Annotated in this window: 11 protein-coding genes; 4 read left to right on the top strand and 7 right to left on the bottom strand. The window is 65.6% G+C overall.

Going from position 1 to position 13,789, the window contains the following annotated elements; all coding sequences use genetic code 11:
- Positions 1-77: 77 nt before the first annotated feature.
- The 5 genes from KF785_05235 to KF785_05215 form a co-directional block, all read right to left on the bottom strand.
- On the bottom strand, positions 78-818 hold the full coding sequence (locus KF785_05235) for a serine/threonine-protein phosphatase (GenBank protein MBX3146152.1): 741 nt from the start codon (positions 816-818) through the stop codon (positions 78-80).
- 280 nt (positions 819-1,098) lie between these two features.
- Positions 1,099-3,576 carry a serine/threonine protein kinase gene (locus KF785_05230; GenBank protein ID MBX3146151.1) on the bottom strand — a complete coding sequence of 826 codons (2,478 nt, stop codon included), beginning with the start codon at positions 3,574-3,576 and terminating at the stop codon, positions 1,099-1,101.
- Between the two features lie 59 nt (positions 3,577-3,635).
- Positions 3,636-4,211, bottom strand: a complete 576-nt coding sequence (locus KF785_05225; protein ID MBX3146150.1) for a sigma-70 family RNA polymerase sigma factor — start codon at positions 4,209-4,211, stop codon at positions 3,636-3,638.
- A gap of 158 nt (positions 4,212-4,369) precedes the next feature.
- A complete protein-coding gene (locus tag KF785_05220; GenBank protein ID MBX3146149.1) occupies positions 4,370-5,371 on the bottom strand; it encodes a deoxyhypusine synthase family protein in 1,002 nt (333 codons plus the stop codon).
- 310 nt (positions 5,372-5,681) lie between these two features.
- Positions 5,682-6,767, bottom strand: coding sequence for an alpha/beta hydrolase (locus tag KF785_05215; GenBank protein ID MBX3146148.1), 1,086 nt, complete (start codon positions 6,765-6,767; stop codon positions 5,682-5,684).
- A 208-nt stretch (positions 6,768-6,975) separates the two neighbouring features.
- Between KF785_05215 and KF785_05210 the strand changes: the two genes are divergently transcribed.
- Complete coding sequence (locus KF785_05210; GenBank protein MBX3146147.1) at positions 6,976-8,319, top strand: amino acid permease; 1,344 nt, start codon at positions 6,976-6,978, stop codon at positions 8,317-8,319.
- Positions 8,320-8,335: 16 nt separating this feature from the next.
- On the opposite strand, the gene KF785_05205 is transcribed toward KF785_05210, so the two are convergent.
- Both KF785_05205 and KF785_05200 read right to left on the bottom strand, forming a co-directional pair.
- Positions 8,336-8,521: a hypothetical protein gene (locus KF785_05205; protein MBX3146146.1), complete on the bottom strand. Its 186-nt coding sequence runs from the start codon at positions 8,519-8,521 to the stop codon at positions 8,336-8,338.
- Between the two features lie 123 nt (positions 8,522-8,644).
- Positions 8,645-9,331: a phytanoyl-CoA dioxygenase family protein gene (locus tag KF785_05200; GenBank protein ID MBX3146145.1), complete on the bottom strand. Its 687-nt coding sequence runs from the start codon at positions 9,329-9,331 to the stop codon at positions 8,645-8,647.
- 201 nt (positions 9,332-9,532) lie between these two features.
- Here KF785_05200 and KF785_05195 point away from each other — a divergent pair, with 201 nt between their 5' ends.
- From KF785_05195 to KF785_05185, 3 genes are read left to right on the top strand one after another with little or no spacing between them, the layout of a single operon-like run.
- Positions 9,533-10,492 carry an ATP-binding cassette domain-containing protein gene (locus KF785_05195; protein MBX3146144.1) on the top strand — a complete coding sequence of 320 codons (960 nt, stop codon included), beginning with the start codon at positions 9,533-9,535 and terminating at the stop codon, positions 10,490-10,492.
- Complete coding sequence (locus KF785_05190; protein MBX3146143.1) at positions 10,489-12,690, top strand: Gldg family protein; 2,202 nt, start codon at positions 10,489-10,491, stop codon at positions 12,688-12,690. Before KF785_05195 ends, KF785_05190 begins: the two co-directional genes overlap by 4 nt.
- 10 nt (positions 12,691-12,700) lie before the next feature.
- The gene (locus KF785_05185; GenBank protein ID MBX3146142.1) at positions 12,701-13,666 is read left to right on the top strand and encodes a DUF4340 domain-containing protein; all 966 of its coding nucleotides are present in this window, start codon (positions 12,701-12,703) and stop codon (positions 13,664-13,666) included.
- Positions 13,667-13,789 lie beyond the last annotated feature (123 nt).

The raw sequence follows: 13,789 nt of genomic DNA, 5'->3' as shown, positions 1-13,789 counted from the left end.
TCCGCTTACAAGTCGTTCGATAGCATAGTCTTATATGACAGCCTGACCGGACGGTCAGGCTGTTGTTCGTCGCGGGGTCAGCGACTGACGTGAATCACGCCTGCCGAGATATTGTCAGGTCCACCACGGGACAACGCCGCTTCGATGAGGCGCTGGCAAGCCACTTCGGGCGGGCCAGAGGTGACGATGTCCGTCAGCTCGTCGTCCGAGACCAGGTCGTGCAGGCCATCCGAGGACACGACGAATCGGTCATCGAGCCGGACGAACAGGGGTGCCGGCCAGGCGTCGATTCGGACTTCCGGGCGGGTGCCGAGCGATCTGACGAGCAGGTGGCGGTCAGGGTGATGACGGGCGCTGTCCCGATCGAGGGTTCCGCGTCTGACCCGGTCGAACACCGCGTTGTGGTCGTCGGTCATCTGCATCGCGATGCCATCGCGGATCAGGTAGAGCCGGCTGTCGCCGACGTGGGCACAGTAGGCAAAGCCTTGTCGGAACAGTACGGCCGTACAGGTCGTTCCCATGCCGATGTGGTGGGGGCTGCGGGCGCTTTCGCTGTAGATGGCGGCGTTGGCGGCTCGGACGGCTCGGACCAGTGCCGCTCCCGGGTCCTGATTGTCGGCCGCATAGCTCCCGATCACGGTTTCCACTGCCACCCGACTGGCAATGTCTCCCCCGGCGTGGCCCCCCATGCCGTCCGCCACCACCAGGACCACCCCGTCACGCGCCCGGACGGTCGGATCCGAGGGGTTGAAGAGGGCTATGGCGTCCTGATTGGTTGGTCGAACCCGCCCTCGGTCGGTAGCGACGGCACCCCGCATTGAATCGGGCCTCACGATCGGCACTGCCGAGCTGGCGTCTTGGCTCTGGGCTCCGCGCAAGCGGGCAAACAGATCCGACGGCCATTGCCTGGGCACGCGAGGGGGCGCGTCAGCGGGCGGTGGACGGGACGTGGCCGAGCGCCCGGGTGGGAAGCGCCTCAACTCGTCCGGACCTCGATCGGGTCAGGTGTCGCAGTACGCTCCGCTCCATGGCGCCTCCAGGACGTGACGACGGGGCGACCCGTCACTCCTGCTACGCGCAGAACCGGTCAGAACCGGCTCACTGCGCAGACGCGCGGATGTTCGCGAGAAGCTGCTCGGCGGTGCGGGTGCGGGGGTGGTCCGGGCCGACGGTTGCGCGGAGGCGCGTCAGGGCCGTTCTGAGCAGCGGCTCCGCCCGTCCGGCCCGCCCGTCGGCGAGATACACCTCGGCTAGCGCGACCTGACTCGATGCGATGGTCCAGTGATCGTGGGGCAGGGTGGCGCGTCGCAGCGCGATGCTCTCCTTGACCGCCGCTTCGGCCGGTCCGAACTGACCGACGCCCACCAGGGAGCGTCCCAGGGAGATATACGCACTGGCCAGAACCGGGTGCGTGTCGTCGAGGCCCTTGCCGCGCAGCGCGATGATCTCGCGTGACAACGGCAGCGCGTCGCCGGGTCGGTCGTGATTGAGCAGCCAGGCCGCGTAGTTCGAGAGGGTCCAGGCGTAGTCCGGGTGATTGGTGCCCAGCACCTTCGATCGAATCGCAATGACACGACGGTAAAGCGTCTCGGCTTCGTCCTTGCCCTGGAAGTCGAGAATGGTCGCCAGGGTGTTGAGCACTGTCGCGGCGGACGGATGATACTCGCCGTGGATCCTCACCAGCATCTCGGCCGCTTCACGGTGCAGCGATTCGGCTGGCGCGAACTGCCCTTGCATACCGAGCGCGACTGCCACGTTGTTGATGGTCCGCGCCACCAGGTCGTGATCGCCCGGGAAGAGCCGGCGCCGAATCGACAGAGCCTCGCGATGGTACTGCTCCGAGGAATCGACGTGCCCCGCCTCCTCGGCAACGGCACCGAGGTTGTCGAGGATCGCCGCGCGGGTACTGTCACTGCCGCGGCGATTCCGGTTGTGAATGTTCAGGGCCACCCGAAGCAGCGAGTCGGCCCGATCGAGCCGGGCATTGCGCAGCGCAGCCGAGCCGAGGTTCATCAGGGCAGTCGCAATCTCCTCCGGGGTGCTCCGGGCGCGGTGCCTGGCCTCCAGCGCGGCCTGAAACGCTGTCTCGCTCGCTTCGTACCGGCCGAGGCTGTGATAGGTGTGGCCGAGGGTGGTCTGAACCAGCGCTTCCACTTCAGGCTCTCCGGCGAGATCGCGGCGCGCTTGCGCAGCGGCCGTATCGAGAACTTCGGCGACGGTGATGTCGCGGCCATGAGCGGCGGGGTTGGGAGCCGCGAGCATCGAACCCAGGTAGCCGGACACCAGCTCCGCGCGGCGCCGCTCGCGGTCGGCCCGGCGAGCCTGAGCGGTGCTGATCACGATGCCTCCGATTAGCGAGACGAGCAGCAGCGACGCGATGCCGACCGGGATCCGGTGCCGCGTGACGAACTTACGGGCCCGGTAGCCGACCCAGTCGCGCTCGGCCGTGACCGGGAGCCCGTCGAGGAGGCGCTTGATGTCCTCCGACAAGGCATCGACGGATCGGTAACGGCGCTCCGGCTCTTTGCGGAGCGCTGTCAGTACGATGGCGTCGACTTCGCCGCTCAGGGCCCGGCGGAGCGCGGCAAGGCTTCGCTGGTCCGAGTTCGCGGCGTGAACTTCGGTTGCGGCGGCGCTCGGCGCCGGGGCCGGCGCCTCCAGGATGACGCGCTCGACACTGGCGAGCGTGAGGTCGTCGAACCGGAACGGTCGCTGGCCGGTCAGCAGCTCGAACAGCACGACGCCCAGGGAGTAGATGTCGGTCGCGACAGATAGCGGGCGACCCGCCACCATTTCCGGGCTGGCGTACTCCGGTGTCAGTGCTCGCATGCCACCACGGGTCAGCGGCGCCTGCTCCGGATCATCCTCGTCGCCCAGAATCTTGGCAATACCGAAGTCGAGCAGCTTGACGGTGCCATCGCTGGCCACCAGAATGTTGCCTGGCTTGAGGTCGCGGTGCACCACCAGGTTCCGATGGGCGTGGTCGACGGCCGTGCACACCTGTCGGAACAACGCGAGGCGATCCCGCGGGGCGAGACGCCGCTCGTTGCAGTACCGCGCAATCGGCTGACCCTCGATGTACTCCATTACGAAGTACGGTCGACCGTCGTCGGTCACGCCACCGTCCAGCAGGGCGGCAATGTTGCGATGGTCGAGTGTGGCGAGTATCTGGCGCTCCTGTCGGAACCTGCGCATCGTCAGCTCGGTCTCGAGCCCGCGACGCACCAGCTTGATCGCGACCCGCTTCCGAAACTGGTCGTCGACGCGATGGGCCTCATAGACGGCTCCCATACCGCCGAATCCGATCAGCCGTGTCAGCTGGTAAGGGCCGATCTGGTCGCCGATGAGCGTCCCCGACGAGTCCTCGAACACCCGGGCAATCCGAGCGCTCGTCGGCGGTTCGAGAAACGTATTGTTGGGGTCGGTCGCCTCGGCCAGCAGGGCCTCGACTTCTCGGATCAGGTCGGAGTCCCCACCGGCCGCGGACGCGAGGAAGTCGGCTCGCTCAGCGACCGGTCGCTCGAGCGCCTGTTCGAACAGATCGCGAAGCCGTTGGAACCGATCTCTGCTAGCCATGGAATCACGGATGCCGACGGTTGAGGTCTTGGAGACGCGTCAAACGACGGGGCCCGGGATCAGCGGTTGCGGGTCAGGTCTCGCTTGAGCCAGGCTCGGGCAAACGCCCAGTCGCGTTTGACGGTGGCCGTCGAGATGTCGAGTACCGCGGCCGTATCTTCGACGGAAAGCCCGCCGAAGAAACGAAGCTCGACGACCCTGGCCTGGCGGGGGTCCAGGTCGGCCAGTTGCTTGAGGCTTTGATCGAGCGACTCCAGATCCAGACCGTCGGTGTCGTCGCTGCCGACCCGCAGCGCATCATCGAGTTCGATCTTTTCCTGACGACCGCCGCGCTTCTGGGCGTTTCGACGGCGGGCATGGTCCACCAGGATGCGACGCATGGCCTGAGCGGCAAGGCTCAGGAAGTGCTGCCGGTTCTGCCAGTCGGCGTTGTGGTTGCCGGCCAGCCGAAGAAACGCCTCGTTGACCAGAGCGGTGGGCTGCAGCGTGTGGTCACCGCGCTCGTGCCGCATCTGGCGCTCCGCGATGTCGTGCAGCTCGGCGTAGATGAGCGGAATCAGCGCCTCAGCGGCAAGCTCATCACCGGCCGAGAAGCGGCGAAGCAGGCGGGTGACTTCGTCTGGGGGCGCGGGCACGGTATCGATTGAGTCGGGTGTGAAGGAAATCAGCTCTCAGCGGAAAGCACCCATCTCGGGGCTGGCCTCGTTCGCCAATGCACTCCCCGTGCCGAAACCTCGTGTGACGGGGGCAGCGGCGCGGCGGCCGTTCGGATCAACGGCTGCCGCGCTGGCGACTACTCCCCGAGAATCAGGGCGAACATCAGCGGAGCAACGATCGTCGCATCGCTCTCGACTATGAACTTCGGTGTGTCGACAGCGAGCTTGCCCCAGGTGATCTTCTCGTTGGGCGGAGCGCCCGAATAGCCGCCATAGCTGGTGGTTGCCTCGGAGATCTGACAGAAATAGCCCCAGACCGGCACGTCGTCCCGCTGCAGATCCTGATGGAGCATGGGCACCACACAGATCGGAAAGTCGCCCGCGATGCCGCCACCGATCTGGAAGAAGCCGATGGAAGAATCGGTCGACGTCCTGGTGTACCAGTCGGCCAGCGAGATCATATACTCGATCCCGGTCCGCACGGTGTGAACGTTCTTCACGTCGCCACTGATGCAATGGCCGGCGTACATGTTCCCCAGCGTCGAGTCCTCCCAGCCTGGCACGACCATGGGCAGATTTCGCTCTGCCGCCGCAATCAGCCAGGAATCCTTCGGGTCGATCTGGTGGTACTGCTTCAGCCGACCGCTGCGAATCACCCGGTACATGAACTCATGGGGGAAGAACCGCTCCCCCGCTCGGTCGGCAGCAACCCACTCCTCCAGGACTGCCGTCTCGAGGCGGCGCATTGCCTCCATTTCCGGGATGCAGGTATCAGTGACCCGGTTGAGATGCCGTTCGAGCAGACCCTGCTCGTCGGCCGGGGTCAGGTCCCGCCAATTGGGGAGGCGCTCATAGAAGTCGTGGGCAACCAGGTTGAAGAGATCTTCTTCGAGGTTGGCTCCGGTGCACGAGATCGAATCCACCAGCCCGGCACGGATCAGGACGGCCAGCGACTTACCCAATTCGGCGGTGCTCATTGCACCGGCCAGGGTGATCATCATTTTGCCGCCCGCGTCCATATGCTTGCGGTAGGCGTCGGCTGCATCGACCAGTACGGCCGCGTTGAAGTGCCGGAAGTGTCGCCGGGCAAAGGCCGAAACCGGCCCTTCCGGATTGGCTCGGGGGGTCACTGCAGTCATGGGGAGACACCCGTCGCGTCGAGATTCGCTCGATCGCCGGGGACGCAAACCCGTCGATCAAGAGACGCCCTACGGTACCCGAGGCACCGCCATCGGAACGCCCACGGTGGCAAATGAGGGCAAAAGAATAGTCGATCTGTGGTTCCCTGTCACAGGCGCCCGCGCGGTGATTCTGGTGCGCAACCAGGCCTGCTCCATGGGCAAGGCGCTGTGACCGTCCGGTCGGTTAATAGCGTAATGCTTAGTAAATACTTGTCTTACATCGTGAGTAACAGAATCGTTCTGCCGAGGCCGTCTGGTGGATCTAGGCTCACATCGCGCCCTGGGGGCTGGCATTCCCACTGTCGGCGGCAGCGACAGGTACCAGCGGAGTGCCGGTTCGGATTGCACTGACCACGTCACGCACGGCCCGGATGACCGCGTCGGGTCGATCGATCTGGATGTAATGGCCGGCTTCCGGATACAGCTCGTGCCGACTGACACTGGACCAGTTGGCTTGATCGATGTGGAGCGTTTTCCAGACCTGGCGAAACTGCACTCCTTGCTCCGCGGTCATTTTCATCGCGGAGAGTCCGGCGCTGTCGAGCGGCTGCATTGCGGTGAGGACGACGAGGGGGCGGTTGCCCAGCGTGCGGAACGTTCCCGCCTCGGTGACCGTCGCCTCGAGAGACGCCGCCTCGTCGATCATCGGGCCGAGTGAGGTCGAGAAGTACGCGCCCAGGGTCCGGTTGATGCTGTCGGGGATGGCTGCATTCCGGGTCAGGCCGGACAGGAGCCGTGGCAGCCCGGTCGGAGCCAACGCTCTCAGGACTCTGAGGACACCCAGGGGCGGTTCGGCCACCTCTCCGGTGATCTCGGCAAAGCGGTGAAACTGATCAGGGTGCGACGCATCGACGAAGACGAGGCCTGCCACCTGATCGGGGAAGTACTTGGTGAAGATCATCGAATAGGGCCCACCAAGCGAATGCCCGACCAGGACGAAGGGCCCCGATTCGCCGCTGGCCGCGAGCGCCGCATGGAGATCCTGGGCCACCGCAATCCCGCTGCGGAGGTCTGGCGACGGATCACTCCACATCACGCCGGCACGGTCATAGGCGCAGGCACGGGTGGTTGCGGCGATCGAGTCGTGAACCGGGCTCCAACTCAGCGAGCCATAGGTATCCAGGCCTGCCTCGAACACCACGATCGGAGTGCCTTGACCCCGGCAGTCGAGGTGGATCCGTCGGGTGCCGAGGTCGACGAGCTCCCCCGGAGCCGGGAAGTCGCGGGCCGAACGCCGCCGCGCCAAGGTCTCGTAAATGAGCCCGGCCACCAACGCGAGCACGAGGGCGACGGCAAGCGTTTTGAAGAGCCGCCGCAGCCAGCGGCGCACCGGAGAGCGAGTCGGGACGGCCATATGGAACTCGGTTGTCGCGGGTAGACGATCCGGGAATAAACCGATCTTCCGGCGGACCCGCCAGTCAGGTCGGTCCGGCCGAGCAGCTTCCGCTGCTGCGGAACCGGTCGCATCTTTCGACTGTGGCTTGCTACGCCGCTGTCCCGGCGCCGAGTCCGCAGGCTTCGGTTGCCGGATCGTCCACGCTCCCGATCATTGCAAGGATCCCATGACCGCCGCCCCGCAGTCGGACGACGGGCTCAAGCCCGAGCTTACGCTCTTCGACTCCATCACGATCAACGTCGGCACCATGGTGGCCTCGGCCATCTTCCTGATGCCGGCCGTGGTGGCGCTCAGCTTCCGGTCCGTTGCGCCGAGTCTGATGGTCTGGATCGTCGGCGGGATCGTGTCGGTGTTTGGTGCGCTTTGCCTGGGCGAGCTGGGAGCCGCCATGCCCAAGGCCGGCGGTCAGTTCGTGTACCTCAAAAGGATCTACGGCCCCGTCTGGGGCTATCTGTACGGCTGGGCCTGTGCCATCATCATCAATCCGGGGTCGATCGCAGCCATTGCCGTCGGCTTCGCGACCTATCTGTCCCACCTGATTCCCATGGGGTCGGCCGGCGTCAAGGTCGCGGCCGTCGTATCGATCATGGGCCTGTCGGTGATGAACTGCTTTGGCCTCCGCCTCGGCGTCGTGCTGCAGAACGTGCTCACGGTCCTCAAGATCGTCGCCATCGTCGGGCTGGCGGCTCTCTGCTTTCTGTTGCCTGGTGGCTCCGCAGAGAATCTCCAGCCCTTCTGGCCGACCGAGTCATGGACGAGTCTGATCGGCCCGTTCGGCCTGGCGCTGGTTGCCGCGCTTTTTGCGTACGATGGCTGGATCGAGATCACGTACGTTGGAAGTGAGATGCGGAACCCGGCGCGCGACATGCCGCGCTCGATCATACTCTCGACCGCCCTGGTCGCGCTTCTCTACGTCACCGTTGCGGTGGCGTTCACCTATGTTCTCGGGCATCAGGGCGTTTCGCAGTCACCCCGTGTCGCGGCCGACGCAGCCACCGCGGTTCTCGGAACGGCGGGTGCCGTGGTGGTGACCTTCACCGTGCTGGTGTCGACACTCGGGTCGAACAACGGAATCGTCTTTACCGCCGCGCGGGTCCCCTTCGCCATGGCGCGCGACGGACAGTTCTTCGCCTGGGCCGGTCGAGTGAGCCCGCGGTACGCAGTGCCAACGACCTCGATCCTGGTGCAGGGTGTCTGGGCGTCACTGCTCGCGTTGTCAGGAACCTATGACCAGCTTGCGACCTATGTCGTTTTTGCCTCGTTCCTGTTCTACGGTATGTCGGCTGTCGGTGTCATGGTGCTCCGGCAACGCGAGCCCGAGCTCCACCGGCCCTACCGCAGCTGGGGTTATCCCTTCACGCCGCTGATCTTCTCGGCGTTTGCCGCGTTTCTCATCATCAACACCACACTCGAGCAGCCGGTCGACACGCTGATCGGCATCGGTCTGCTCGCGCTTGGTCTCGTCTTCTACTACGGATTCGGCTGGCACCGGGCGGCAGCCAGGCCCTGAACGGGTCGGGGGCGGCTCAGTCGCAGGCGTTGCCGCGGCGGAACTCCTGGATCGCGGCCAGCGCACCGGATCGGGCACGGTGACTGCCGAACCGTTCGCCATCGGCTCGTTTGGTTCGCGCAAACCCGTTCATTTTCCAGGGCTTGCAGAGCAGGCATCCGGCCCTGCGATTCTTGGGGCGCCGTCGTTTGAAGTTCGCCATGGGGTTCCGACTTCGTTCCAGGTTGGTTTAGGCGGAGATGCTGCAAGATATCATCCGTCCCCCGGCGGTCAGGGCCGAAGAATTTCAGGATGCCTGTGGCGTGAAGAAGGTTGCAACGAGCCGTCAGGCGACGGCTTCAGCCCAGTGAAAGCCGTCCGGCAGCGGGTCGGCAGAGGCGTACTCGATGTGAATGACTCGACGGTGACTCGGCGCCGCCGCAGGTGCTGAGGCATGCAGGATCAGGGGGCGCATCAGGAGGACGCCCCCTTCGGCCACGAGGCAGTCGACCGGGGCTGAGCTCCGCGCCACTCGCTCCAGCTCTGAGTCTGAGAATCGGCCACCTTGGTGTGATCCCGGGATGACGCGGACCGGGCCGTTGTCGGGGCCACACGGGTCGAGATGTAACCGGAGGGTCAGCATCCGGTCCAGGACGGCGGCCGGCGGGCGGACGTGCCAGGCACCGGCCTTACGAGACCAGGGGCCCCAACCGTGGCAATCGGCGTATTCGGTCACCGAGATCGTGACGTCCTGGTGCCAGGTGGCCTTCCAGTTGGTCACCGGCGTCTTGTCGAACAGCAGGGCCCGAACGGCTACCGCGCCCTGGCCGAGCGTTGGGGCGACGAGCTGCTGCAGGGGGCCAACGGCGAGCGGGACCAACGACGGAAGGTGCTGAAACAGATCGCGGACTCCGCCGCGCTCGGCGTGGCGGGTCAGGATGGGGTCGACCTGGGCACGCAACTCTGCTACGACCTCAGCCGTCAACCCACTCGGGACGACCGAATAACCATGGAGCGCCAAATCGCTGGTCACGGGGGCAAGTTAATGGACCCGCTGCGTGGTCGCGACGGGTTCGCAGCTCCCGAACCGTCGCTGATTCGGTCTCGACGGACTAGATTCCCGAACCTGCGATCGCGCCCCGCTGTGTTGGCGTTTGACGACAAACAGACCTCCGTCCCGCGAGAAGACCTTGCCTCGATTTGACCTCGCCGTTTCGGTTCGGCTGCGCACACTATGATTGCCGTCCAGTCGGTCCACAAGTATTTCGGCGCCATTCACGCCGTTGACGACGTCAGCTTCCGGATCGACCCCGGAGAGGTCGTCGGATTTCTGGGCGCCAATGGCGCCGGCAAGACGACCATGATGCGAATGCTGACCGGGATGCTGCAGCCCGACGCCGGTGCCGTCAGCTTCGAGGGGCGTTCGATCGGCGAGGACCTGATTGCGGCCAAGCGGCGGATCGGGTTCCTGCCGGAGTCGAACCCGCTGTACGTCGACATGCTGGTGCACGAGTTCCTGACCTATGCCGCGACCTTGCGCGATCTGCAGGGAACAGCAGCCCGGTCCGCACTGGCCGACGCGGTCGAGCAGACTGCGATTCAGGATGTCTACCACCGCCCTATCAGCGAATTGTCCAAGGGGTACCGACAGCGGGTCGGGCTGGCGGCTGCCGTGCTCCACCGTCCTGATGTCCTGGTCCTGGACGAGCCGACTGAGGGACTCGACCCGAATCAGCGCCTCGAGATTCGCAAGCTGATCGGCGATGTCGGGCGCGACCGCACCGTACTGCTCAGTACCCACGTGCTCCAGGAAGTCGAAGCGACCTGCACTCGGCTGCTGGTGATTCACCGTGGTCGTCTGGTGGCCGATGGTGGCGTGGCAGACCTGCTCGCCGCCGGTCGGGGCCGAGCGAGCTACGTGCTGGAAGCGGAGGGCGTCGACCCTGCCCAGCTGGTGGGCAGCCTTTCGGGCCTGGTCGACCATTCGATCGACACGGTCGAGGGTCGAGTCAGGCTCCGACTGGTAACCGATCAGAGTGACGATCTCCGCCCGATTCTCTCGCGAGCCGTGGTCAGCCAGGGAGGAGTAGTCTGGGAGCTGTACCGCGAACGGGCAACCGTCGAGCAGCTGTTTCAGACCCTCACCTCCGAAGGCGACAGCCTGCTCGGCACGCCGGGGGGTGAGCGCTCATGAAACAGATCTGGCGCGTAGCCCGACGGGAGGTCAAGGGGTACTTCGATCACCCGACTGCCTACATCCTGCTGATTGCGTTCCTGCTGCTGGCGCTCTTCGTTGCGTTCCGGACCCTGTACGGCAGCGGGACGGCCTCGCTTCGGACCGTCTTCCTGCTGCTGCCGTGGCTGTTTGCCGTCTTCATTCCGGCCATGACGATGCGTGCGTTTGCTGAGGAGCGCCGCAGCGGCACGCTCGACTGGCTGAGCTCGCAACCGCTCTCAGAACTCGACCTGCTGCTGGGCAAGCTCCTGGGCAACCTGCTGTTCGTGCTGACCACGCTGATCGGCACCTTGCCCACCGCGATCGGCGTGCTGCTGCTGTCCGATGCCGATCCGGGCATCATGATAGCACAGTATCTCGGTGCCGTCCTACTTGCTGCGCAAATGACGGCCATCGGCGTCTGGGCGTCGAGTGCCACCCGGAACCAGGTCACGGCCTTCATTCTCGGTCTGGCGGTCAGCTGGAGTCTGGTCTTTCTGGGCGAGCCCGTCCTCTTGACCGCCTTGCCGGACCGGGTGGCGGTCTGGGCCAGCAATCTGTCGATCCTGACGCACTTCGAGCCCGTGGCTCGTGGTGCGCTCGACCTTCGCGATCTGCTCTACTTTGCCTCGACCGCGCTCCTGTTCGGCACCTTTGCCTACGGCATCCTGGTGCGCCGCCGTCTGAGCAAGGTGCGCAGCGGGCACCGTCGGTTGCAACTCGGAACCGCCGCGATCGTGGCGGCCGTGATTGCCGTCAATGCCGCGGGCAGCGGACTGCGACAGCGCTTCGATCTGACGTCCCAGGGACTCTACTCGCTCTCGGACGCAACCCGTGACGTGCTCCGTTCGCTCGACGATCAGGTCACCATCAAGCTCTTCGCCTCTCGCGCGCTGCCGCCCGACGTCCAGCGAACCGTTCGCGACATCCGCGACTTGCTGGGCGACTTCCGCGCGGCCAGCGGCGGGCGGATTCGCACCGAAGAGCTCCGACCCGATACCGACCCTGAGGCGGAAAAGGAGGCGGCCTCGTACGGCCTGCGTCCGCTCCAGTTCAGCAGCCTTCGGGGCGATGAGTTCCAGGTGCGGCGCGGCTGGCTGGGCATCGTGATCCAGTACGCCGAGGAGAAGCAGACCTTCCCGGTGCTGCAGCAGACTGATGATCTCGAGTATCGCCTGATTGCGAGCATTGCGTCGCTGACATCCGGCAAACGGCCTTCGATCGCGTTTCTGACCGGTTTCGATGCGCGAACCGCCTACAGTTACAACATCTGGCGGGACATCCTCGAGAATCGTTACCAGGTCGGCGCCGCGTTCAGCGACAGCGTTGCGATGCCGGCCCTCGGACGCGACTCGATCGACGTCTTGATCGTCGCCGGCCCGCGCCAGACTGTGCCGCCACTGGTGGTCGAGCGTGTCCGAGGGTACCTCGATGCTGGCGGACCGGTGCTCTTTCTGCTGGATCGCACCGATGTCGGGATTGCCCAGCTGGCCAATCCGATCACCACGGGTTTCGAAGCGCTGCTTTCGGGGCGAGGTGTCGGACTGGCGCCCGGAATGGTGTTCGACCTCAAGTCCAATGAGGTGGTCTCGCGCGGTGAACGCGATGGCCGACCCTACTCGGCGCCGTTTCCCCCCTGGCCGCGGGTGCTTCGAGCGGCGGCGCACCCAGCCACGGCCGGTCTGTCGGCGCTGACCCTGGGTTGGCCGACGGCGCTCGAGGTGCTCGACACGGTAGCAACACCGGTGCTCTGGACCACGACGGAGTCAGCCGGACGGCACACCCCGAGCGCCTCACCGGTTTCGCCGGACTACCCGTTCTATCCGGACACGTCTTCGCTTGCCAGGCAGAACGTGGCTGTCGCCGTGCCGGAGTCGGGTACCGCCGGTCGGATGGTCGTGGTGGGCGACGCAGACTTTCTGGAGGATCGGTTCGTTCGCGGCAACGTCCAGAATCTGATTTTTGCGACCAACGCGATCGACTGGTTGCTTCAGGACGAGCGCCTGATTCGGATCCGATCCAAGGATCGGACCCCGCCACCACTGGTGTTTGCCACGCCGCTCGAACGGGATCTCTTCAAGTGGGCCAACCTGCTCGGCGTGCCGGTGCTGGTTGGTCTGTTCGGTCTGATCCGCGTGCTGTGGCGTCGACGTTCGGTCGACCGGCCCTGGCAATGAGGCGATCGAGATGAGTGAGCGCGGGTTACGCATCGCCCTGCTCGTGCTGCTGGCTGCCCTTCTCGCGTTCGGGGTGCAGCGGTGGGCCGGTCGCGATTCACAACGGGGCGAGTTCCACCCGTTAGGTCAGTTGCTGGCGCGGCTCGACGGACGCGACGTGACGCGATTCGAGATCGCGGGACCGACCGAAACGTACGAGGTGCAGAAGACGGAGGCTGGCTGGCAGGTCAATGGCCTGCCGGCCGATACGGTGGTCATCGATCGGCTCTGGGTCGATTTGACCGAGGCCGTGCCCCTCGAGATCGCCGCCAGCAACCCGGCCAACCATGGTCGACTCGGCGTGGCGGATGACAGCACCCGCAGTCTCACCGTCGTCCATGCCGACGGCAGCCAGAGTCGTCTCCTGGTTGGGCGTCCCGGACCGCAGCAGCCCGGCGGCTACGTTCGCTTGCCGGGCAGCGATGAGGTGTACCTGGTCAGGGGCGGGTTCTTCGACGCCATGCGGCAGCCGCTGGTGTACTGGCGTGACCTGACGGTGCTGACCATTGACACGTCGGCCGTCGAGACGGTGCTGCTCCGGTGGGGGGCTGACAGGTTCAGTCTGCGTCGCGGTCAGCCCGGTTGGACAGTCGATGGGCTGCCAGCCAGTCCCGATGCCGTCGGGGACCTGCTGATGGCCCTGAATCGTCAGTACGCGGTGGGCTTTTCCCGCGACAGTACCGGCTATGGTGATGATCAGCGGGGACTGATAGCGCTCGACGCACGCGGTGATACGCTCGTCGCGCTGGCAATGCGGCTGGGTCAGCGCGGTGAGCCACTGATCACGATGCGAGGCAGTCCCTTCATCTTCGAGCTGGACCGCCGCAGTCTGGAGCGGTTGATGCCGCCGCGTGACGCCCTGCGGGCCATCACGCCTGCGCCCGGGGGGCGCGTCGAAACGCCGAGGCGCGCCCGACCGTCGATCGCCCTGCGGTAGCAGCGGATCTGAAGTCCTCTCGCCTCGAGTCATTGCAGGGCGGGCGTTGATCGAACGGGCGCCCCCGCCGGGAATCCGGCTCGGGTCGATCTTCCGCCCGTCGACTGGGTTGTTCTGTGAGGA

The organism is Gemmatimonadales bacterium (assembly GCA_019637315.1).
Taxonomy (GTDB): domain Bacteria; phylum Gemmatimonadota; class Gemmatimonadetes; order Gemmatimonadales; family GWC2-71-9; genus SHZU01.
The sequence above is the reverse complement of the archived record's forward strand: the minus strand, read 5'-3'. Positions and strand labels throughout refer to the sequence as shown.

Bases quoted from the DNA above. Each gene is read 5' to 3' on its own strand.
- KF785_05235 (MBX3146152.1), bottom strand. From the start codon at position 818: ATGCGGGGTGCCGTCGCTACCGACCGAGGGCGGGTTCGACCAACCAAT.
- KF785_05230 (MBX3146151.1), bottom strand. From the start codon at position 3,576: ATGGCTAGCAGAGATCGGTTCCAACGGCTTCGCGATCTGTTCGAACAG.
- KF785_05220 (MBX3146149.1), bottom strand. From the start codon at position 5,371: ATGACTGCAGTGACCCCCCGAGCCAATCCGGAAGGGCCGGTTTCGGCC.
- KF785_05215 (MBX3146148.1), bottom strand. From the start codon at position 6,767: ATGGCCGTCCCGACTCGCTCTCCGGTGCGCCGCTGGCTGCGGCGGCTC.
- KF785_05210 (MBX3146147.1), top strand. From the start codon at position 6,976: ATGACCGCCGCCCCGCAGTCGGACGACGGGCTCAAGCCCGAGCTTACG.
- KF785_05205 (MBX3146146.1), bottom strand. From the start codon at position 8,521: ATGGCGAACTTCAAACGACGGCGCCCCAAGAATCGCAGGGCCGGATGC.
- KF785_05195 (MBX3146144.1), top strand. From the start codon at position 9,533: ATGATTGCCGTCCAGTCGGTCCACAAGTATTTCGGCGCCATTCACGCC.
- KF785_05190 (MBX3146143.1), top strand. From the start codon at position 10,489: ATGAAACAGATCTGGCGCGTAGCCCGACGGGAGGTCAAGGGGTACTTC.
- KF785_05185 (MBX3146142.1), top strand. From the start codon at position 12,701: ATGAGTGAGCGCGGGTTACGCATCGCCCTGCTCGTGCTGCTGGCTGCC.